Source organism: Priestia abyssalis, assembly GCF_002019595.1.
Classification (GTDB): domain Bacteria; phylum Bacillota; class Bacilli; order Bacillales; family Bacillaceae_H; genus Bacillus_BA; species Bacillus_BA abyssalis.
This window is the reverse complement of sequence record NZ_KV917369.1, coordinates 4,447,958-4,467,333: the sequence shown is the minus strand read 5'-3', so window position 1 is coordinate 4,467,333 and position 19,376 is coordinate 4,447,958. Positions and strand designations below refer to the sequence as shown.

The window sequence follows — 19,376 nt, the reverse complement described above, 5'->3', positions numbered from 1 at the left end:
GGCGAGATGGAACATATAGCGGTGCTGGGTGCCGGCAGCTGGGGAACGGCTCTGGCGTTTGTATTGGCGGATAACGGTCATGATGTAAGGCTTTGGGGACATCGGCCGGAAGTGGTTCAAGAAATCAATGAACGACATACTAACTTCAAATATTTACCCGATGTTCAGCTGCCAAAAGGCATTAAAGGCTACGAATCTTTAGAAATGGCCATCAAAGACGTTCATATTATCGTGCTTGCCGTCCCGACAAAGGCCATTAGGGAAGTATGCCGCCAAATCAATGAAGTGAGTGATCATCCTCATATTGTTGTTCATGTCAGTAAGGGAATTGAACCTGATACGCTTATGAGAATTACTGAAATGATTGAAGAAGAAATGCTCTCTTCGGTTTTGGAAGACGTTGTGGTCTTATCTGGGCCTAGCCATGCCGAAGAAGTAAGCCGCCGTCAGCCGACGACGGTCACGGTTTCTTCGCAAAACATGAAAGCGGCTGAAAAAGTACAGGATTTATTTATTAATCAACAGTACTTTCGGGTGTACACAAATCCGGATCTGGTCGGTGTAGAGATAGGTGGGGCATTGAAAAACATCATTGCACTTGCTGCGGGTATCACCGATGGCCTCGGATACGGTGATAATGCAAAGGCTGCTTTAATTACAAGAGGGCTTGCAGAAATTGCGAGGGTCGGCAGTGCAATGGGAGCAAATCCGCTCACATTTTCAGGGCTCACGGGTATCGGTGATTTAATTGTAACGTGTACGAGTGTTCACTCTCGAAACTGGAGAGCTGGAAATCTTCTTGGAAAAGGCCATAAGCTGGATGAAGTGCTCGAAAACATGGGAATGGTTGTAGAAGGTGTCAGAACAACAAAAGCAGCATATCAGCTTGCAGAAAAGCTTCAAGTGAAAATGCCTATAACGTCTGTTTTGTATGACGTTTTATTTAATGAAATTCATCCAAAAGACGCGGTGGACAAATTGATGGCACGCGGCAAAACTCATGAAATGGAAGATTTGGTCAACATTTTAGGAGATCGGATGTGCTAGCCAAGACGTGGCGATTGACGTCGAGTTTTTAGACTTGGTTCTTTAGTCTTCGTTCTTTAGTCATTGAAGAAGTCTAAGTGGGAAATGAAGGCCCCCCTCCCCACTGATGGAAGTTTAAAAGCTTTCGTGAGTCTTATTCATGCGAGGAGAGAGCAAGAAGGCGTAAATACGGTGAAAAAACAAGATAAATACGAAAGAATTTATCTAAGCAGGATGCGAAAAAGCGTTGTGGTGCATACGATACAATGTACAACAACATGAGTAGAACTGTTGATGTATGGGATGTTTAGTTGATGCTGAAGCGAAGATGCCCCCTTTGCTTCAGTTTTTTTGATTTTAACATATATAAGGAACATTCCTATGATATAATGATTGTCGGAAAAGGAGATGAGAAGATGTCGCCGGCATTGATGAAAATGTGGATTTCTTTTGGATCCATGGGACTGATGTTTTTTTCAATCATTTTTATTTATTTAAGCCGATTTAAATTGAAAGGTATTTTAAAATTTGTAACCGCTCTTATTGCGTATTCTTGTATGATTGTTGCTGGAATCATCATCTTTTTTGTAGTGTTCAGCGGACCTGTCCAACAATAATTCGCATAAGGTGGGAGTAACAATATGAAAAAATGGATCATGCTTTTTGTCAGCTCCCTTATGATCTTCGTTTTATCGGGTTGTTTATATCCGGATGAAAAGCTAGTGAAAAATCAGGTGGCTTATAAAGATCAGCTAGCAGCTGCGCAAATAGCGGTTAATCAATACCAAGAGAATAACGGCGGCCTACTGCCGATTAAGACAAGAGATATGGATACGCCCATTTATCAAAAATACCCGATTGATTTTAATAAGCTGATTCCAAAATATATGCAAGAGCCTCCAGGAACTGCTTTTGAAAGTGGTGGAGTATTTACATATGTATTGATTGATGTGGAGACGAATCCAACTGTTAAGTTGATTGATTTACGCATAGCTGAACAAATTCGGGACATTAAAATCAGGATCAAAGCGTATAAATATCCTCCGTTTAAAGATATGCTTTCAAAAGGCATTTTTACGATTGATTATAAAAAACTGGGCTACGAAGATGAGCCGTATGTAGTGAGTCCTTTCAGCGGAAAGAATTTACCGTTGGTGATTAACCATGAGGGCGAAGTGTTCGTTGATTATTCTGCTGATTTATACGAAGTTCTTCAAAAGAAGGATTATTCGTATAAGCCGGGAGACGATATTTTACCTATCCTTATGGAAGAATCAGACTTCGCTCCGGCTTATGCTCTTCCGTATACCATCAATCCTAAAAATGGCGAACCAGTCTTTTTAGAAAAATAAGTCATGAACCCCTTCTTGCTGAAATACAATCAGAGAGAAGGGGTTTTTCTTATGATTTCAAACGTTTAACATCATAAATCATGAAATTTTATTCCAGAAGTCATATTTTAATAGGACAACATCATAAACATATAGTGTCCTAATCTATCATGGCAATGGATACTATAATCCCATGAACTCTTAGATCGGAGGGAATCTCGTGGAAAAAGTCGATATTTTTAAAGATATTGCAGAACGAACTGGGGGAGACATATATTTAGGTGTGGTAGGTGCTGTAAGAACAGGTAAATCTACCTTTATAAAAAAGTTTGTAGAGCTTGTGGTATTGCCGAACATTGCTAATGAGGCAGACCGTACAAGAACACAAGATGAATTGCCGCAAAGTGCAGCAGGACGAACTATTATGACAACGGAACCGAAATTTGTTCCGAATCAAGCGGTGAACGTACAAGTTGAAGATGGGTTAGAAGTCAATATTCGTTTGGTAGATTGTGTTGGCTATACTGTTCCAGGGGCAAAAGGGTATGAAGATGAAAATGGACCAAGGATGATTAGTACGCCTTGGTATGAAGAACCAATTCCGTTCCACGAAGCGGCGGAAATAGGCACGAGAAAAGTGATTCAAGAACACTCTACTATCGGTGTTGTCATTACGACAGATGGATCCATCGGTGAAATACCCCGCCAAGATTATGTGGAGGCAGAAGAGCGTGTAATCGCGGAGTTGAAAGAGGTAGGAAAGCCATTTATTATGGTCATTAATACAGTCCATCCTCAGAGTGCCGAAACAGATAAATTACGGGGGACATTAGCGGAAAAATATGATATTCCCGTACTTGCCATGAGTGTAGAGAGCATGCGTGAAAATGATGTGTATAATGTTTTGAGAGAAGCGTTATTTGAGTTCCCTGTATTAGAAGTGAATGTAAACTTACCGAGCTGGGTTATGGTGTTGAAAGACCAGCATTGGCTCAGAGAAAGCTATCAAGAAGCGGTTCAAGAAACGGTAAAAGACATTAAAAGATTACGCGATGTGGATCGCGTGGTCGAGCAATTTGGAGAATATGAATTTATTGATAATGCCCGATTAGCGGGAATGAATATGGGGCAAGGAATCGCGGAGATCGATCTTTATGCGCCAGATGATTTGTATGACCAAATCTTGAAAGAAGTAGTAGGTGTAGAAATTCGAGGCCGGGATCACTTGTTGCAGCTGATGCAGGACTTTGCTCATGCAAAGGCGGAATATGATCAGGTAGCTGATGCGCTTAGAATGGTGAAGCAGACTGGATATGGCGTAGCCGCTCCTTCTCTTGCTGATATGAGTTTGGAAGAACCGGAAATTATTCGTCAAGGTGCACGATTCGGTGTTCGCCTCAAAGCGGTCGCTCCTTCCATTCATATGATAAAAGTGGATGTGGAATCGGAATTTGCTCCGATTATCGGGACTGAGAAACAAAGTGAAGAGCTTGTGCGTTATTTAATGCAAGATTTTGAGGATGATCCGCTTTCTATTTGGAATTCAGATATTTTTGGCCGCTCCTTAAGCTCCATCGTGAGAGAAGGAATACAAGGGAAATTATCCCTTATGCCTGAAAATGCACGCTATAAATTAAAAGAAACGTTAGAGCGCATTATCAATGAAGGATCCGGAGGTTTAATTGCCATCATTTTATAGGAAGACTCCTTTTATAAGGAGTCTTTTTTTTAAGAGGACAGATGAAAAGGGCTGAAAGAAGCCCTTTTCATCTGTCCTACTGAAAGACCCCGTCATGGAAATCCAGTAAGATTAGGATTTTGTGACGGGGTCTTTCAGTGAAAAATCCATTTTTTTGTAAAGTGAACTATCATGTGAAATTGAGATAAATGAAGGAAAAGTTTGTGATTATGAAAAACTTAATGGGTTATAAAAGTAAAGTTTTAAAAAAATTGAAGTTTGTGAAGAAAAAGAAAGGGGAAAAAGTGCGTTAAAAGCGCGGTTTTACGCATATTTCACTTGATATGGGCGAGTGGTTATGTTACTCTTTTATCAGAAATTGATTGATATTAATAGTTTTTCCACTTTTGGATAGGTTTTCCCGTCAAAAGCATTGAATTCTCAGTCGGAATCGTTTATGATAAGGCATGTTAACAAAATCGTATGTATAAGAATGACATGTTTTGTGAAGAAATGAAAGTACGAAGAATTACTAGATTCCCTCTATAAAGGGGTTTCTAGCTATTATAATACGATTTCTCTTTGGGAGGAGGTGAATGGCATGAACAAAACAGATTTAATCAATGCAGTTGCTGAAGCAAGTGAACTTTCAAAAAAGGATGCTACAAAAGCAGTTGATGCTGTTTTTGATACAATTTTAGATGCTTTAAAAGATGGTGATAAGGTACAGCTTATCGGTTTCGGTAACTTCGAAGTACGCGAACGCGCTGCTCGCAAAGGACGTAATCCGCAAACTGGTGACGAAATCGAGATCCCAGCTAGCAAAGTTCCTGCATTCAAACCAGGTAAAGCATTAAAAGACGCTGTAAAATAATCTCTACATAAAATGAATCGGTGTATAATCGATTTTTAAAGAGAGGAGAAAGGTCGCACATTCAGCGGCCTTTCTTTTTTGCCTTTATATAGAGCATGTGCTAGAATTTTTTTGAGTTTAATTCATCATAAGGTTATGACTGGGGGACACGATAATGTCATCTGTAAATAAAGAGCAAATCGAACAAGCAATCAGACTTATATTAGAAGCTGTCGGAGAAGATCCGAATCGCGAAGGTTTATTGGATACACCAAAGCGCGTAGCGAAAATGTATGAGGAAGTTTTTTCAGGATTAAATGAAGATCCAAAAGAACACTTTCAAACCGTATTCGGCGAAGATCATGAAGAACTTGTGCTGGTAAAGGATATTCCTTTTTACTCCATGTGTGAACATCATTTAGTGCCGTTTTACGGAAAAGCCCATGTGGCGTATATTCCAAGAGGCGGCAAAGTAACAGGGTTAAGCAAGCTTGCCCGCGCTGTGGATGTTGTCGCACGCCGACCGCAGCTTCAAGAGAGAATTACATCCACAATTGCTGATTCTATTGTAGAAACATTGGATCCGCATGGTGTAATGGTAGTGGTGGAAGCAGAGCATATGTGCATGACGATGCGCGGGATAAAAAAACCTGGTGCAATGACAGTGACATCTGCAGTAAGGGGTGTGCTCGAAAAGGATCCAGCAGCACGTGCTGAAGTACTTTCTTTTATTAAAGGTTAAGGAGGCGGTTGTAATGGCATCAAACTCAACAAGTGATTTCATTGTAATTAAGGCAATTGAAGACGGAGTGAATGTAATTGGTTTAACGAGGGGTTCTGATACAAGATTTCATCATTCGGAGAAACTGGACAAAGGGGAAGTGATGATTGCTCAATTCACTGAACATACTTCTGCCATCAAGGTAAGGGGGAAAGCCCTTATTCAAACAGCTCATGGAGAAGTGGAGTCAGAGCCTAAAAAATAAAGAAAGCCTTCATCAACGGGGATGAAGGAAAAACCCTATTGATGGAAGTTTCCTTTATGGGATGAGCGGCTCCATAAGAGCGCCCAATGCAGGTTAAGGGCAGAAGAATCTGTGATTCACTGTCCTCCTCCACATGGAGCATGCGGTGATAAGGAATCTTTCTTTAGAGAGCGGAAACCTAGATGAAAGGACCTTGTTTTTTCGTTCAACACCCTTTTCTCTTTCGGAATGAAGGTCATTGCTGCACGTATAAAATTTCAAAAGGCTAGGCTAGAATAGAGAAAATAATAGTTTTTTTGAAACTCAGTTATGTTATAATTGACATTGTCTATTTGCGAGATGCAAATGGGTGTACTGTAAGATGAAAGGGAGACAAGGGTGATGATTGTGCAGAACATCATTGATACGGTAGCTGAAGTAAAAGAGCAGCTGCAACTGGAATTAAATCATCCATATGTGAAACGATTTGTCCATCATCCGATGATAGATGAAGATAAATTATTATACTTATGTTCCTTTCTGCAGCACACTTCAGTGGAAGAGGAACAGTTGAAGGATTACGTCGTTTCTGTTATGCTCGTTCAAATTGGACTTGATACCCATGATTTAGTCTCCATTAAGCCTGTAAAAAACGACCATCAATTGCTGCAAGAAAGACAGCTAACCGTATTGGCTGGGTTGTATTACAGCAGTTTGTACTATTATTATCTTTCCAAAAACGGTTCTCTTCAGTTGATGAATGAAACAGCTTCAGCTATTAAAAACATCAATGTGGAGAAAATGAAATATTATAAGCGGCAATACCATTCCGTAGATGATGTGATGCGCAGTTTGTTTGTAGTGGAAGCGGCGCTCATTGAATCCGTATGCTCCCATTTCAAAGAGGAAGAATGGAAGGTTTTATTAACCCATGCAGCATTCATAAAACGTCTCATTCATGAGAAGATGGCTTATATTAATTACGGAACATCTAAGTTATTTGACCAGTTAAAAAGCTGTTTGTCTATACATACAAATGATGAACATCAAAATGTGATGGAAACGGTAGAGAAGTATATTAACGATTCAAGAAAAATAATAGAACGTTTGAATAGTTCTTTGTATTTTAATAAAGAATTAAAAGTAAATCTTGATGAATTAATAAGGAGTACACGAGACGACTGAAAAAATAGTTGCGGAAGAAGGACGAAGCGATGCAGCAATCAAAAGAAGAACGTGTTCATGGAGTATTTGAAAAAATTTATGACAACTACGATAAAATGAACTCGGTGATCAGTTTTCAACGTCATGTAGCATGGAGAAATGATACCATGAAAAGAATGGACGTTCAAAAAGGGGCAAAAGCCCTTGATGTTTGCTGTGGTACGGCAGATTGGACGATTGCCCTTGCTGATGCTGTTGGAAAAGATGGAGAAGTAACAGGTCTTGACTTCAGTCAAAATATGTTGAAAATCGGTCATCAAAAGGTAGAGGCCCTCAAGCTTCCCAATGTAAAACTCATACATGGAAATGCGATGGAGCTGCCGTTTGCAGATCATACATTTGATTATGTAACCATTGGTTTCGGGCTGCGGAATGTTCCAGATTACATGCAAGTATTACGTGAAATGTATCGGGTGGCAAAGCCGGGAGGCAAAGTCGTTTGCCTTGAGACATCACAGCCTACCTTAATCGGATATCGACAGCTTTATTTGTTATATTTTAAATATTTCATGCCGCTGCTTGGGAAATTGTTGGCCAAAAGCTATAGTGAGTACTCATGGCTTCAAGAGTCAGCGCGTGATTTCCCTGGAAGTAAAGAATTAGCTGATATGTTCCGTCAAGCGGGTTTCAAAAGAGTAGAAGTGAAATCTTATACCGGCGGGGTAGCGGCGATGCATTTAGGATATAAAGAAAACTTCCATCAGTAGGGGTTCTTACTGCCCTGTTAATGCGGGAAAAAGAACGGCATGGTTCAAGTGAGTGTGCCGGATTCCTTTGGATGAATATTAGTCACAATATCGGTATAGTTGGGTGATTATGAAAGGTCATGTATGTTTACGGCCTTTCATCTTTTTATTCGGAACTAAGAATCACTAATGGAGAGCGAATATTAATAATTAAGGTGAATCTAATGAAATTAAAAATGATGTATGGCTTTTTAAATTCGGATATTGCGCTCATTGAGAAAGAGTTGGAACAGACAATCCAAACGGATTACTCGCTGATCAGCCAAACTTCTCTTCACTATTTGCAAGCAGGGGGAAAGCGAATTCGTCCTGTGTTTGTGCTGTTATCGGGGAAATTTGGTCATTATGACATTCAAGTTATTAAAAATGTAGCCGTTGCTTTGGAACTTATTCATATGTCTTCGCTTGTTCATGACGATGTGATAGATGATGCGGACACGAGAAGAGGGAAACCGACGGTTAAGGCCAAATGGGATAATCGCATTGCGATGTATACAGGAGATTACATTTTCGCTCGTTCCTTAGAATTAATGGCCAATATAAACGATGTAAAGGCACACGAAATTTTATCTAAAACGATAGTGGAAGTTTGTCTCGGAGAAATTGAACAAATCAAAGATAAATATAATTTAGATCAAGACCTTCGTACATATTTACGGCGTATCAAGCGAAAAACCGCTCTTCTTATCGCCGTGAGCTGTCAGCTGGGCGCCATTGCTTCTGGAGTACCTGAAGCTGTCCATAAGCGCTTATTCTGGTTCGGATATAATGTAGGGATGGCTTTTCAAATTACGGACGATATTTTGGATTTTACCGCTTCGGCTGCACAGCTTGGCAAGCCGGCCGGAAGCGATTTGCTTCAAGGGAATATTACGCTGCCGGTCCTGTATGCCATAAAAGACCCATCCATTTATGACAGAATTAGTCGGATGTTCGAATCAGACCATCCTGAACAAGAGATAGAGGAAGTCATTGGTCAGATCAAATCATCTGGTGCCATTGAGCAGTCTGCGGCCATAAGTCAGAATTATTTACGAAAAGCCCTGTCGATGCTGGAAGAGCTTCCGTCCAACAAAGCAAAAGATACTTTATACAAAATTGCGAAATTTGTCGGAAATCGTAAATTTTAAATGTATAAGTTGTCAAAATATAAAAACAATGTTAATATTTTTGTTGGACGTGATTGCGCTTCCAATATACATACTTCAGGGGTGGAGAGATAAAATGGAAAGAACATTTCTTATGGTCAAACCAGATGGGGTACAACGCAACGTTGTCGGGGAAATTGTTTCCCGATTTGAAAGAAAGGGCTTTCAATTAGTTGGAGCGAAGTTAATGCAAATTACACCAGAGTTAGCAGAACAGCACTATGGTGAGCATAAAGAAAAGCCGTTTTTCGGTGATCTCGTTAGCTTCATTACATCAGGTCCAGTATTCGCAATGGTATGGCAGGGAGAAAACGTCATTGCAACAGCGCGTCAAATGATGGGGAAAACGCATCCAAAAGAAGCACTTCCAGGCACAATTCGTGGAGATTATGGCTTAACGCTTGATAAGAATGTGATTCACGGTTCAGATGCACCGGAAAGTGCAACTCGTGAGATCGGCCTTTTCTTTAAAGAAGAAGAACTGATCAGCTACGAAAAGCTAATCAATAACTGGATTTATTAAAAAAATCTGTCCCGTATTTAAACGGGACAGATTTTTTTTAAGCCCAGACAGCTCGAATCTGCTGCAGGAGATCTAGAAAAGCTGATAAGGCCGTTCTTTGAACATATTGAACTTTCTCAATCAATGCCTATAAACATTTAAGAAATTTAGGCGATATACTAACAAAGGAAACTTCCATCATTGGGGGTCTTACTGCCCGTTAATAGGGGATAAACTTTAGCTTTGGATATCAAAACCTGCAGGGAGTTTGGAAAATGTCAAATGATTATCAAGAGTTTATTGAAAGAGTCAAAAGAAAAACAGGGATTGATTTATCTCTTTATAAAGAAGCGCAGATGAAAAGACGATTGACATCGTTGTACGAAAAAAAGGTTTCCGGTCGTTTTTGGGTTTCTTTGATGAAATGAACAGAGATTCGAATTTGTTGGCTGAATTTCTAGACAGGATGACGATCAATGTATCGGAATTTTATCGAAATGCGAAAAGATGGGAAGTTTTAGAGAAAAAAATATTGCCTGGTATGGTACGGCAAAAGAGGAAGCTGAAGGTATGGAGTGCGGCTTGCTCCACAGGAGAAGAGCCGTATACGCTGGCTATGATCCTTTCTGCGTTTTATCCTTTATCTCAAATCCAAATTTTAGCTACTGACATCGATGATCATGTTATTCAAAAAGCAAAAATCGGAATGTATGGCGAGAGAGCCTTGCAGGAAGTTCCTCTGCCGATAAAGGATAAATACTTTATAAAACAGGGGATGGTCTACAAGATTCATGATGACATCAAGCGTACGGTCACATTTCGAAAACATAATCTCCTTGCTGACTCGTTCGATCGGGATTTTGACCTTATTGTGTGCCGAAACGTATTAATCTATTTTACTGAAGAGGCTAAGCATTTGCTTTACCAAAAGTTTAGTCAAGCTCTAGCGCCTGAAGGAGTGTTCTTTGTCGGCAGCACGGAGCAAATTTTTAATCCTTCGTCATATGGCTTTGAAACGGAAGATACTTTTTTTTACCGGAAAGTTTAATCCACATAAAGAATGGACCATGGATAAAGAACATCCATGGTCCATTCTTTATGCATAAGCGGGTGACAAGCTCCCTTTCGGGTTCTTGTCACCCGCTTATACGAGAGCCTTTTCAGGTCTATTCAAGATGTAAAGACAGAGAAACACGGATATGATAAGAAAATGCCGGCCTATGTTGAGAGAATAAATGAGATTCATATAAAGCCATTCTAAATACGCTTTTTTATTTTTTTGTCTGTGGTACGGTACCACAGACAAAAAAAGTGTGCTATATTCATACATAAAAGTAAAAACATTCTGATTTAAATGAGTGTGGATTGAATGGAGGATAACGAATGAGATACTTAACAGCAGGGGAATCACATGGCCCCCAACTAACGACGATTTTAGAAGGAATTCCTGCAGGTTTGTCTCTAGTAGCGGAAGATATTAATACAGAACTGGCAAGAAGGCAAAAAGGGCATGGACGAGGAAGACGAATGCAAATCGAAAAAGATACGGTGGAAATTTTAAGCGGTGTACGCCACGGCTATACACTTGGCTCTCCCATTACCCTTGTTGTAGAGAATAATGATTGGAAACATTGGACGAAAATCATGGGAAGTGAGCCCATTGCCGATGACGAGCTGGAAGAAGTAAAGCGCAAGATTTCCCGTCCAAGACCGGGACATGCAGATTTAAACGGAGCCATCAAATATGGCCATCGTGATATGCGAAATGTATTGGAGCGTTCTTCAGCACGTGAAACGACGGTCCGGGTAGCCGCTGGAGCCGTAGCGAAAAAATTGTTGCAGCAACTTGGAATTAAAGTGGCAGGACATGTTTTGGAAATCGGAGGAATTCAAGCTAATAATCCGGTCTACAACTCACTGGAGGAGTTAGAAGTGGTTACAGAAGAATCCCCTGTCAGATGCTTTGATAAAGAAGCTGAACTAAAAATGATGCAAGCCATTGATGACGCAAAGAAAAACGGAGACTCGATTGGAGGAGTTGTAGAAGTTATTGTAGAAGGTATGCCGGTTGGAGTGGGAAGTTATGTGCAGTATGATCGTAAGCTGGATGCTAAAATTGCCGCTGCTGTTATGAGTGTCAATGCATTTAAGGGCGTCGAGTTCGGAATCGGATTTGAAGCCGCTAGACTTCCAGGCAGTCAGGTGCATGATGAAATTTTGTGGAATGAACAAGAGGGATATACAAGAAAAACGAATAATTTGGGCGGTCTTGAAGGCGGAATGAGCAATGGAATGCCGATTGTCGTCCGTGGTGTAATGAAGCCCATTCCTACTCTTTATAAACCGTTAAAGAGTGTGGATATTGAAACGAAAGAAGAATTCGAAGCGAGCATTGAACGATCAGATAGTTGTGCAGTTCCAGCTGCAAGCGTAGTAGCAGAAGCGGTAGTGGCATGGGAAATTGCTAATGCGATTGTCGAGCAATTTGGACAAGACCGTATGGATTTAATTGCGGATAATGTAGAAAAAATGCGCTCATATGCGAGGGAGTTTTAATGAGAACCATTGACATCCACACATCTTCAAAGACGTACCCTTTATTTCTTGGATCTCATATGATGGACGAGCTGCCTCGTGTTATATCGAATGTTCATCCAAATACAACAAAAATTATGGTCATCACGGATGAAGAGGTAAATCGTCTTCATGGAGAAAAGATGATTGACACTTTAGCTGAAACATTCTCGACTTGTCTTTTTGTTGTTCCAAGCGGTGAGAAGGCCAAGTCGTTTGATCAATTTTATCGGTGTCATACATATGCCTTAGAACAACAGCTGGACAGACATTCCTTGATCATTGCTTTTGGAGGAGGAGTCGTCGGTGATTTGGCAGGCTTTGTTGCATCAACATATATGAGGGGAATTCCGTTTATTCAAGTTCCGACGACATTATTGGCACATGATAGTGCTGTAGGCGGCAAGGTTGCTATCAATCATGAGCTTGGAAAAAATATGATTGGGGCTTTCTACCAACCGGAAGCGGTCTTTTATGATACCAGCCTTTTACAATCCCTTCCGCAAAAAGAGTGGCTGTCCGGCTTTGCTGAGGTCGTTAAACATGCATTAATTAGTGAACAAGATTTCTACGAGTGGCTGGTGGAACATATACATTCCATGGATGATTTGAAAGAGGATAAGCTTGCCTATGCCATTGAAAAAGGAATTTTAGTCAAGGCTGGAATTGTGGCGGAAGACGAAACGGAAAAGGGAGTACGCGCTTATTTGAATCTCGGCCATACGCTTGGACATGCGATTGAAGCGGCAATGGGATACGGTAAAATGACGCATGGCGAAGCGGTCGTCATCGGTATGGTGTTCGCCCTGAAGCTGAGTCGACACGTTTATCAGCTTGGTTTTGATCTGGAACGTTTTGGAGATTGGCTAAAGCAGTTGGGGTATGCAACGTCGATTCCGTCCTCTTTAACAGTGGATGAATTGTTGCAAAAGATGAAGAAAGACAAGAAAAATAAGGCTAACAGCATCCAAATGGTATTGTTGAAAGAAGTGGGTGAGCCGACTGTTACTGCAGTGGAAGATGAACTTCTGTGTGCTTTATTGGAAGCTGAGATAAAGTAAAACCATTATTAGCGAGTATTGTCCCTTAATGACGAAAAATGGTCTTTGTTCACTTTATCCTTGACAAATAATGAAAATTCATAATAAAATGAAAATAGTTTAGAATAGTTGAATAATTTATAGTTGAGTTTAGGGTAGATGAGAATGAGAGAGCTGAGAAGAGGTTAGTTGAGTTTATATTTAATTTGTCCATTTACCCAAAGGTACGATATTGCCTTTGGGTTTTTATGTCTTTATCTTTATTTATACCCCTACGGATAAAGACGTTTCATACCTAAAACCTCATTCTTTTCTCGTTCTCCATCCTTAAGGGATATGGAGGAGTGAGTAAAATGAACCATGTACAAAATGTTTCCTCGTTTTTAGAAGATTCTTTTCAATATTTAACAATTCCCATTACAAAAAAAATGTATGTCGATGCCGTCACACCGGTTGAGATGTTTGAACGGTTGAAGGAAGAAGCCGTGTATTTGCTTGAAAGCAATGATGCGGCATCCCCGTGGGCCAACTACTCTTTTATCGGATTAAATCCTTTTCTGTACCTTGACGAAAAGCAAGGAAAGTTCCGATTAAGTGATGCCAATCATCAGCCTGTTTGTGAAAAAGACAGTTTTAAAGATATTTTTGATGAATCTTTGAAGCTCCTAAAGTTGAAACAAGTAGATGTTCCTTTGCCGTTTAAAGGCGGGGCTGTCGGTTATATGGGATATGATGCGGTATCTATGATGGAAAACATTCCCCTTCCATCGAAGAACGACCTTTCCATGAAACGCTTTTATTTTGTTTATTGCGAGACCATCGTTGCATATCACCATCAACAGAAAGAGTTGACGATGATCCACTATGTACGGTTAACCGGACAAGAAACGGAACAGGAAAAGAGAGACGTTTATGAACAAGCCGTACAAAAAATAAATGGCTACATCAAAAGGCTGAGTGATTCGACAGCGAAAGCTGCTCCGCTTATGTTTGAATCAAAACAAGGAGAAGTAGATTTTACAGCTGTTAAATCTACTTATGAAAAAGAAAAGTTTTTACAGGATGTTGATACAATTAAAGATTATATTAGAAGCGGAGATATTTTCCAAGCAGTGTTATCCCAGCGATTTGAGCTGCCTGTCAAAGTATCCGGGTTTGAAATTTACCGTGTATTACGTCTTGTCAATCCATCGCCATATTTATTTTATATTAAAGTGGATGGAGCCGAATTGATCGGCAGTTCTCCGGAAAGGCTCATTCAAATTGAAAACGGCCATCTTGAAATTCATCCGATTGCCGGTACAAGACGAAGAGGGAGAACACAAGAAGAAGAAGAGAAGCTTCAGCAAGATTTACTGCATGATGAAAAAGAGCAGGCAGAACACTATATGCTCGTCGACTTAGCAAGAAACGACATTGGAAGAGTTGCTCAGTATGGGTCGGTGAAGACGCCTGTGTTAATGGAACTCGTCACCTTCTCTCATGTTATGCATCTTATTTCTAAGGTGACAGGACGTTTAGGGGAAAATGTTCATCCAATCGATGCCCTGTTTTCTTCTTTCCCTGCAGGTACCGTTTCGGGTGCTCCCAAAATAAGAGCGATGCAAATTTTAAGTGAACTGGAACCAACAGTAAGGAATGTGTATGCAGGAACGGTTGCGTATTTGGACTTTGATGGAAACATTGATTCTTGTATTGCCATCCGTACTATTTTGTTAAAGGATGAGTGCGCTTATGTTCAGGCGGGAGCCGGTATTGTCGCTGATTCAGTCCCTGAGCTTGAATGGAAAGAAACGCGAAACAAAGCCAGCGCTTTAATCCGTACCATTCAATTAGCTAATCAATTGTACGAAGAGAAGGGGGATCTTTATGTTTCAACATTTGCTTAAAAAGTGTATGAAAGGTGAAACGTTAACTGTTTCTGAAGCAGAACAGCTTATGGATGGAATCATGGAAGGGAAAACGACGCCGGCACAAATCGCCAGCTTGCTTACGCTGTTGACATACAGAGGTGAAACGGTCGAAGAAATTACAGGCTTTGTTCGCGGAATGCGAAAGAAAATGGTGCCGATTAACGTTGATATAGAGAATGTCGTTGATACATGCGGAACAGGTGGGGACGGAGCTTCAACTTTTAATATTTCAACGGCCAGTGCGATTGTCGCCTCGTCTCTTGGAGTGAAAATCACAAAGCACGGCAATCGGGCCGTTTCATCAAAAAGCGGGAGTGCGGATGTCTTAGAACGCCTTGGCATCCCCATTCAAGCGACAAATGAGCAAGCGGTTCGTTCTCTTCATGAAACAGGCATGACGTTCCTATTTGCTCCGATGTACCATCCGGCAATGAAATATGCGGCACAGCCCCGTAAAGAACTCGGTTTCCGGACTGTGTTTAATGCACTTGGGCCGCTTGCCAATCCGGCACGATGCAAGAGACAGGTCATCGGTGTATACTCGTTGGCTTTGGCAGAAAAGTTGGCGCAAACGCTGGTTAAACTGGACGCTGAACATGTCATGCTCGTAGCAGGCAGAGACGGGCTGGATGAAATAAGCGCCTCGGCTGAGACAGACGTGGTAGAAGTAAAGAATGGGAAAATTGTCCAATATGTTATTGAGCCAGACGACTTTGAATTAAAAAGGGGCGATATAGCACATATGGTTGTCCAAAATGCGGAAGAAAGTGCAGAGATGATTTTGCAAGTGCTTCAGAATAAAGGAAATAAAAGCGCGACGAATGCAGTGCTGCTAAATGCGGCAGCGGCCCTTTATGTAGCGGGAAAAGCGGACTCTTTACAGCAAGGCGTTCAATTAGCCCGATATGCACTCGACAGCGGAACGGCGTATCGCCAGCTTTTAGCTTTACGAAATGATGAGGTGGTTCAACATGCTTAATCAAATTATTGAGACAAAAAAAGAAGAAGTGAAACATTTAGTCCTTCCGGAGATGCAAGATGTACCGAAACACTCCTTTTATGAAGCGCTTGCCGCTTCTAAGCGGACCGTCGCACTCATTGCCGAAGTGAAAAAGGCGTCTCCGTCAAAAGGAATTATTCAGCCAAACTTTGACCCGCTTCAAGTTGCACTGCAATATGACCAGGCAGGGGCCGATGCTATTTCCGTTTTAACAGATCAGCAGTATTTTCAGGGAAGCTCGGATTATTTGACTTTGATTAAAAGAAATATCAGGCGTCCCGTATTGCGTAAAGATTTTATTATCGATTCACTTCAAATAGAAGAAAGTGCGAGAATGGGGGCGGATGCCATTCTATTAATTGGAGAAGTGCTAGAACCCGCTCAGCTGCAGGAATTTTACGAAGAGGCGCAAGAGAAAGGGATGGATTGTTTAGTCGAAGTTCACAGTGCTGAAACGCTGGAAGGAATTTTACGCTTATTCCAGCCAAACATCATTGGAGTAAATAATCGTGACTTACGCACATTCCATACAACCATACAACAAACGATTGACATTTCTTCCATTATTCCAAATGGAAGTCTGCTCGTTAGCGAAAGTGGAATTAATCATTACAAAGATATTGTCAGAGTGAAAGAAGCGGGAGCGGCAGCCATTCTTGTCGGCGAGTCATTAATGAGAAAAGAAAATCAAACGGAAGCTGTCATCGAGTTGTTTGGGGAACGTACACATGCAAATCCTTAAATATTGCGGTATGACGTGTGAAGAAGACTACAGGCTCGCATTAAGCAGCAAAGCCACTCATATTGGTTTCATTTTTGCAAAAAGCAGCAAGCGATATGTGGAGGCTGATAAAGTGAACCGATGGGTATCCGAATTTGGAAAGGGCGGTAAAAAGCTTGTTGGGATATTTGTTAATGAAGTGATGAGCGAAGTGCAAAAAGCTGCCTTGCAGGTGCCGCTTGATGTGATTCAGCTTCATGGGGAAGAAAAAGTTGAAGATATTAGAGAATTAAAAATGGGTGGTTCAACTGAAATATGGAAGGCCATTCCTCATGGCAATGAAGCGATTGGACAAATGAAGGAGTACGCTTCTGTCGCCCATGCATTTTTAATTGACAGCAAGGTGAAGGGGCAGTTTGGGGGGACGGGACATACATTTGATTGGGGATTTGTTCCGGTCTATCAAAAGTTTGCTCAGGAAGCGGGTATCCCTTGCATCATAGCTGGCGGCATCGATTCTGAAAATGCATCGAAACTATCGTCTTACAAAATAGATGGAATCGATGTATCGAGCGGAATTGAAACAAAGGGACGGAAAGACAGCGAAAAAATACAAGAGTTAGAAAGGGAGATATTTCATGACATATCAAGTTCCAGATGAATTTGGGAGATTTGGAGAGTTTGGTGGAAAATACGTACCAGAGACGCTCATGTACCCGTTAGAAGAAGTAGAAAAGGCATTGGATCAAGCAATGGCAGATCCTGAGTTTTTGAATGAATACATGCACATCTTAAAAGAGTATTCGGGTCGCCCAACTGCATTAACATATGCAGAAAATATGTCCAAGAAGTTAGGCGGGGCGAAAATTTATTTGAAGCGGGAAGATTTGAATCATACTGGGGCCCATAAAATCAATAATGCAATTGGACAGGCGCTTCTGGCTAAACGGATGGGCAAGACGAAGTTGATTGCAGAGACAGGAGCAGGACAGCACGGTGTCGCAACCGCTACAGTAGCAGCTAAGTTCGGGATGGAATGCAAGGTGTTCATGGGGGAGGAAGATATTGAACGCCAGGCATTGAATGTATTTCGAATGAAGCTGTTAGGAGCTGAAGTTATTCCGGTATATTCGGGAACGAAGACTCTAAAGGATGCAACCAATGAAGCGATTCGTTACTGGGTTCAGCATTGTGAAGATCATTTCTATTTAATTGGTTCAGCGATCGGCCCGCATCCTTATCCGAAGATGGTACGTGATTTCCAAAGAGTGATTGGCCAGGAAGCGAAACAACAGTTTATAAAAGCCGAAGGAACATTGCCATCCGTCGTTGTAGCTTGTGTAGGGGGCGGAAGCAACTCTATTGGAATGTTTTACGATTTTATCAAGGAAGATGTGAAGTTGATTGGAGTGGAAGCCAGCGGAAAAGGTTTGGAAACCAATTTCCACGCTGCTACAATGGCAAAAGGAACAAAGGGAGTCATTCACGGTACAATGACTTATTTACTTCAGGATGAAAATGGTCAAATTACGGAGCCCTATTCTATTTCAGCCGGTCTGGACTATCCTGGAATCGGTCCTGAACATTCGTATTTATCGAGTATTGGCCGAGTGAGCTATGAAGGTGTAACAGATGAAGAAGCGATTGAAGCACTTCAATTGCTTACAAGGGAAGAAGGAATTATCCCGGCAATCGAATCAGCGCATGCTCTTGCAAAGGCGTTTCAATTAGCCGCAAAGCTTTCTGGTGAACAGTCCATTTTAGTATGCTTATCAGGTCGCGGAGATAAAGACGTGCATTCTTTAATTTCATTACTTGAGGGGGAGAAGAAAGATGGCAACGACATTTCAGAAGCGCTTACCGCAGCAAAATAATTTATTTATTCCATTCATTACAGCGGGTGATCCGCATCCGGAGGTGACCGTAGACTTGGCGGTTACATTGCAAAATGCGGGCGCTTCAGTGCTGGAACTGGGAGTCCCTTATTCCGATCCTCTTGCAGATGGACCAGTCATCCAAGAAGCATCGAAACGGGCCCTAAATAATGGGATGTCAATCAAGAAGGCAATGCAGCTTGTGCCCAAAATGCGAAAAAAAGGGTTGCAAATTCCAGTCATCCTCTTTACCTATTTTAATCCTGTGTTACAATTAGGACTAGAACGCTTTTTCACTTTACTGCAAGAGAATGAAATAGATGGAGTGCTTATTCCGGACTTGCCGTATGAAGAAAGTGAAGGAATCCGCCGACTTGCTAATCAATTTGGGGTTGCATACATATCCATGGTGGCTCCTACATCTAAAGATCGTATTCGCAAAATTGCGAAAAGTGCAGAGGGTTTTTTGTATTGTGTCTCTTCATTAGGTGTGACTGGCATGAGATCAGAGCTGCCTGAAGGAATCTCCGATTTTCTTCAAGAAGTTAAATCTGCAGCCAATATTCCAATAGCGGTTGGATTTGGCATTTCTGCATCGGACCAAGTAGAATTGCTCAAGGGTGAATGCGACGGCATCGTGATTGGGAGTGCAATCGTGAATAAGATTGCCGGTTTAGAAACAGCCCTTCTCAATCAGGAGACGAGACAGCAAGCACTTCAAGATTTCGAAGAATATGTATCTTCCATCGTTTCGCCTATTATAACATGCGAGGTGTGACAA

Annotated in this window: 19 protein-coding genes and 1 pseudogene; all 20 read left to right on the top strand. The window is 41.2% G+C overall.

What is annotated here, in order from left to right; genetic code table 11:
• Window positions 1-6: 6 nt before the first annotated feature.
• The 20 genes and pseudogenes from BK575_RS21285 to trpA all read left to right on the top strand — a co-directional run bounded on the left by BK575_RS21285 (window position 7) and on the right by trpA (window position 19,373).
• Window positions 7-1,047 (top strand): NAD(P)H-dependent glycerol-3-phosphate dehydrogenase, encoded by a 1,041-nt coding sequence (locus tag BK575_RS21285; protein WP_078413610.1) that lies wholly within the window; start codon window positions 7-9, stop codon window positions 1,045-1,047.
• Between the two features lie 395 nt (window positions 1,048-1,442).
• The gene (locus tag BK575_RS21280) at window positions 1,443-1,643 is read left to right on the top strand and encodes a DUF2768 domain-containing protein (protein ID WP_078413609.1); all 201 of its coding nucleotides are present in this window, start codon (window positions 1,443-1,445) and stop codon (window positions 1,641-1,643) included.
• Between the two features lie 24 nt (window positions 1,644-1,667).
• Window positions 1,668-2,378, top strand: coding sequence for a hypothetical protein (locus tag BK575_RS21275; protein ID WP_078413608.1), 711 nt, complete (start codon window positions 1,668-1,670; stop codon window positions 2,376-2,378).
• A gap of 199 nt (window positions 2,379-2,577) precedes the next feature.
• A complete protein-coding gene (gene spoIVA, locus BK575_RS21270; protein WP_078413607.1) occupies window positions 2,578-4,056 on the top strand; it encodes a stage IV sporulation protein A in 1,479 nt (492 codons plus the stop codon).
• 580 nt (window positions 4,057-4,636) lie between these two features.
• Window positions 4,637-4,909 carry an HU family DNA-binding protein gene (locus BK575_RS21265; RefSeq protein WP_034328581.1) on the top strand — a complete coding sequence of 91 codons (273 nt, stop codon included), beginning with the start codon at window positions 4,637-4,639 and terminating at the stop codon, window positions 4,907-4,909.
• Between the two features lie 154 nt (window positions 4,910-5,063).
• Complete coding sequence (gene folE / locus BK575_RS21260) at window positions 5,064-5,630, top strand: GTP cyclohydrolase I FolE (protein WP_078413606.1); 567 nt, start codon at window positions 5,064-5,066, stop codon at window positions 5,628-5,630.
• Window positions 5,631-5,643: 13 nt separating this feature from the next.
• The gene (mtrB, locus tag BK575_RS21255; protein ID WP_078413582.1) at window positions 5,644-5,874 is read left to right on the top strand and encodes a trp RNA-binding attenuation protein MtrB; all 231 of its coding nucleotides are present in this window, start codon (window positions 5,644-5,646) and stop codon (window positions 5,872-5,874) included.
• Window positions 5,875-6,255: 381 nt separating this feature from the next.
• Window positions 6,256-7,038 carry a heptaprenyl diphosphate synthase component 1 gene (locus BK575_RS21250; protein WP_078413580.1) on the top strand — a complete coding sequence of 261 codons (783 nt, stop codon included), beginning with the start codon at window positions 6,256-6,258 and terminating at the stop codon, window positions 7,036-7,038.
• A gap of 29 nt (window positions 7,039-7,067) precedes the next feature.
• The gene (locus BK575_RS21245) at window positions 7,068-7,784 is read left to right on the top strand and encodes a demethylmenaquinone methyltransferase (RefSeq protein WP_078413578.1); all 717 of its coding nucleotides are present in this window, start codon (window positions 7,068-7,070) and stop codon (window positions 7,782-7,784) included.
• A gap of 203 nt (window positions 7,785-7,987) precedes the next feature.
• Complete coding sequence (gene hepT, locus BK575_RS21240) at window positions 7,988-8,953, top strand: heptaprenyl diphosphate synthase component II (protein WP_078413564.1); 966 nt, start codon at window positions 7,988-7,990, stop codon at window positions 8,951-8,953.
• A gap of 94 nt (window positions 8,954-9,047) precedes the next feature.
• Complete coding sequence (ndk, locus tag BK575_RS21235; RefSeq protein WP_078413562.1) at window positions 9,048-9,494, top strand: nucleoside-diphosphate kinase; 447 nt, start codon at window positions 9,048-9,050, stop codon at window positions 9,492-9,494.
• 254 nt (window positions 9,495-9,748) lie between these two features.
• Window positions 9,749-10,521, top strand: a pseudogene (locus BK575_RS21230) (CheR family methyltransferase).
• A 335-nt stretch (window positions 10,522-10,856) separates the two neighbouring features.
• The gene (gene aroC / locus BK575_RS21225; RefSeq protein WP_078413560.1) at window positions 10,857-12,029 is read left to right on the top strand and encodes a chorismate synthase; all 1,173 of its coding nucleotides are present in this window, start codon (window positions 10,857-10,859) and stop codon (window positions 12,027-12,029) included.
• On the top strand, window positions 12,029-13,108 hold the full coding sequence (aroB, locus tag BK575_RS21220) for a 3-dehydroquinate synthase (RefSeq protein WP_078413558.1): 1,080 nt from the start codon (window positions 12,029-12,031) through the stop codon (window positions 13,106-13,108). Before aroC ends, aroB begins: the two co-directional genes overlap by 1 nt.
• 332 nt (window positions 13,109-13,440) lie before the next feature.
• Window positions 13,441-14,976, top strand: coding sequence for an anthranilate synthase component I (gene trpE, locus BK575_RS21215; protein ID WP_078413556.1), 1,536 nt, complete (start codon window positions 13,441-13,443; stop codon window positions 14,974-14,976).
• The gene (gene trpD, locus BK575_RS21210) at window positions 14,957-15,979 is read left to right on the top strand and encodes an anthranilate phosphoribosyltransferase (protein ID WP_078413554.1); all 1,023 of its coding nucleotides are present in this window, start codon (window positions 14,957-14,959) and stop codon (window positions 15,977-15,979) included. The genes trpE and trpD overlap by 20 nt, the downstream gene beginning before the upstream one ends.
• Window positions 15,972-16,742, top strand: coding sequence for an indole-3-glycerol phosphate synthase TrpC (gene trpC, locus BK575_RS21205; RefSeq protein ID WP_078413552.1), 771 nt, complete (start codon window positions 15,972-15,974; stop codon window positions 16,740-16,742). Before trpD ends, trpC begins: the two co-directional genes overlap by 8 nt.
• Entirely contained in the window at window positions 16,729-17,382 is a 654-nt protein-coding gene (locus BK575_RS21200) for a phosphoribosylanthranilate isomerase (RefSeq protein ID WP_078413550.1), read from the top strand. The genes trpC and BK575_RS21200 overlap by 14 nt, the downstream gene beginning before the upstream one ends.
• Window positions 17,360-18,595, top strand: a complete 1,236-nt coding sequence (trpB, locus tag BK575_RS21195; RefSeq protein WP_078413537.1) for a tryptophan synthase subunit beta — start codon at window positions 17,360-17,362, stop codon at window positions 18,593-18,595. Before BK575_RS21200 ends, trpB begins: the two co-directional genes overlap by 23 nt.
• Window positions 18,555-19,373 (top strand): tryptophan synthase subunit alpha, encoded by an 819-nt coding sequence (gene trpA / locus BK575_RS21190; RefSeq protein ID WP_078413535.1) that lies wholly within the window; start codon window positions 18,555-18,557, stop codon window positions 19,371-19,373. The genes trpB and trpA overlap by 41 nt, the downstream gene beginning before the upstream one ends.
• Window positions 19,374-19,376 lie beyond the last annotated feature (3 nt).

Excerpts from the sequence above, each read along its gene's own strand:
- BK575_RS21250 (WP_078413580.1), top strand. The coding sequence starts at position 6,256 with ATGATTGTGCAGAACATCATTGATACGGTAGCTGAAGTAAAAGAGCAG.
- BK575_RS21200 (WP_078413550.1), top strand. The coding sequence starts at position 16,729 with ATGCAAATCCTTAAATATTGCGGTATGACGTGTGAAGAAGACTACAGG.
- BK575_RS21285 (WP_078413610.1), top strand. The coding sequence starts at position 7 with ATGGAACATATAGCGGTGCTGGGTGCCGGCAGCTGGGGAACGGCTCTG.
- hepT (WP_078413564.1), top strand. The coding sequence starts at position 7,988 with ATGAAATTAAAAATGATGTATGGCTTTTTAAATTCGGATATTGCGCTC.
- folE (WP_078413606.1), top strand. The coding sequence starts at position 5,064 with ATGTCATCTGTAAATAAAGAGCAAATCGAACAAGCAATCAGACTTATA.
- BK575_RS21275 (WP_078413608.1), top strand. The coding sequence starts at position 1,668 with ATGAAAAAATGGATCATGCTTTTTGTCAGCTCCCTTATGATCTTCGTT.
- aroC (WP_078413560.1), top strand. The coding sequence starts at position 10,857 with ATGAGATACTTAACAGCAGGGGAATCACATGGCCCCCAACTAACGACG.
- trpA (WP_078413535.1), top strand. The coding sequence starts at position 18,555 with ATGGCAACGACATTTCAGAAGCGCTTACCGCAGCAAAATAATTTATTT.
- trpC (WP_078413552.1), top strand. The coding sequence starts at position 15,972 with ATGCTTAATCAAATTATTGAGACAAAAAAAGAAGAAGTGAAACATTTA.
- trpE (WP_078413556.1), top strand. The coding sequence starts at position 13,441 with ATGAACCATGTACAAAATGTTTCCTCGTTTTTAGAAGATTCTTTTCAA.
- BK575_RS21245 (WP_078413578.1), top strand. The coding sequence starts at position 7,068 with ATGCAGCAATCAAAAGAAGAACGTGTTCATGGAGTATTTGAAAAAATT.
- trpD (WP_078413554.1), top strand. The coding sequence starts at position 14,957 with ATGTTTCAACATTTGCTTAAAAAGTGTATGAAAGGTGAAACGTTAACT.
- BK575_RS21280 (WP_078413609.1), top strand. The coding sequence starts at position 1,443 with ATGTCGCCGGCATTGATGAAAATGTGGATTTCTTTTGGATCCATGGGA.
- aroB (WP_078413558.1), top strand. The coding sequence starts at position 12,029 with ATGAGAACCATTGACATCCACACATCTTCAAAGACGTACCCTTTATTT.
- ndk (WP_078413562.1), top strand. The coding sequence starts at position 9,048 with ATGGAAAGAACATTTCTTATGGTCAAACCAGATGGGGTACAACGCAAC.
- trpB (WP_078413537.1), top strand. The coding sequence starts at position 17,360 with ATGACATATCAAGTTCCAGATGAATTTGGGAGATTTGGAGAGTTTGGT.
- BK575_RS21265 (WP_034328581.1), top strand. The coding sequence starts at position 4,637 with ATGAACAAAACAGATTTAATCAATGCAGTTGCTGAAGCAAGTGAACTT.
- mtrB (WP_078413582.1), top strand. The coding sequence starts at position 5,644 with ATGGCATCAAACTCAACAAGTGATTTCATTGTAATTAAGGCAATTGAA.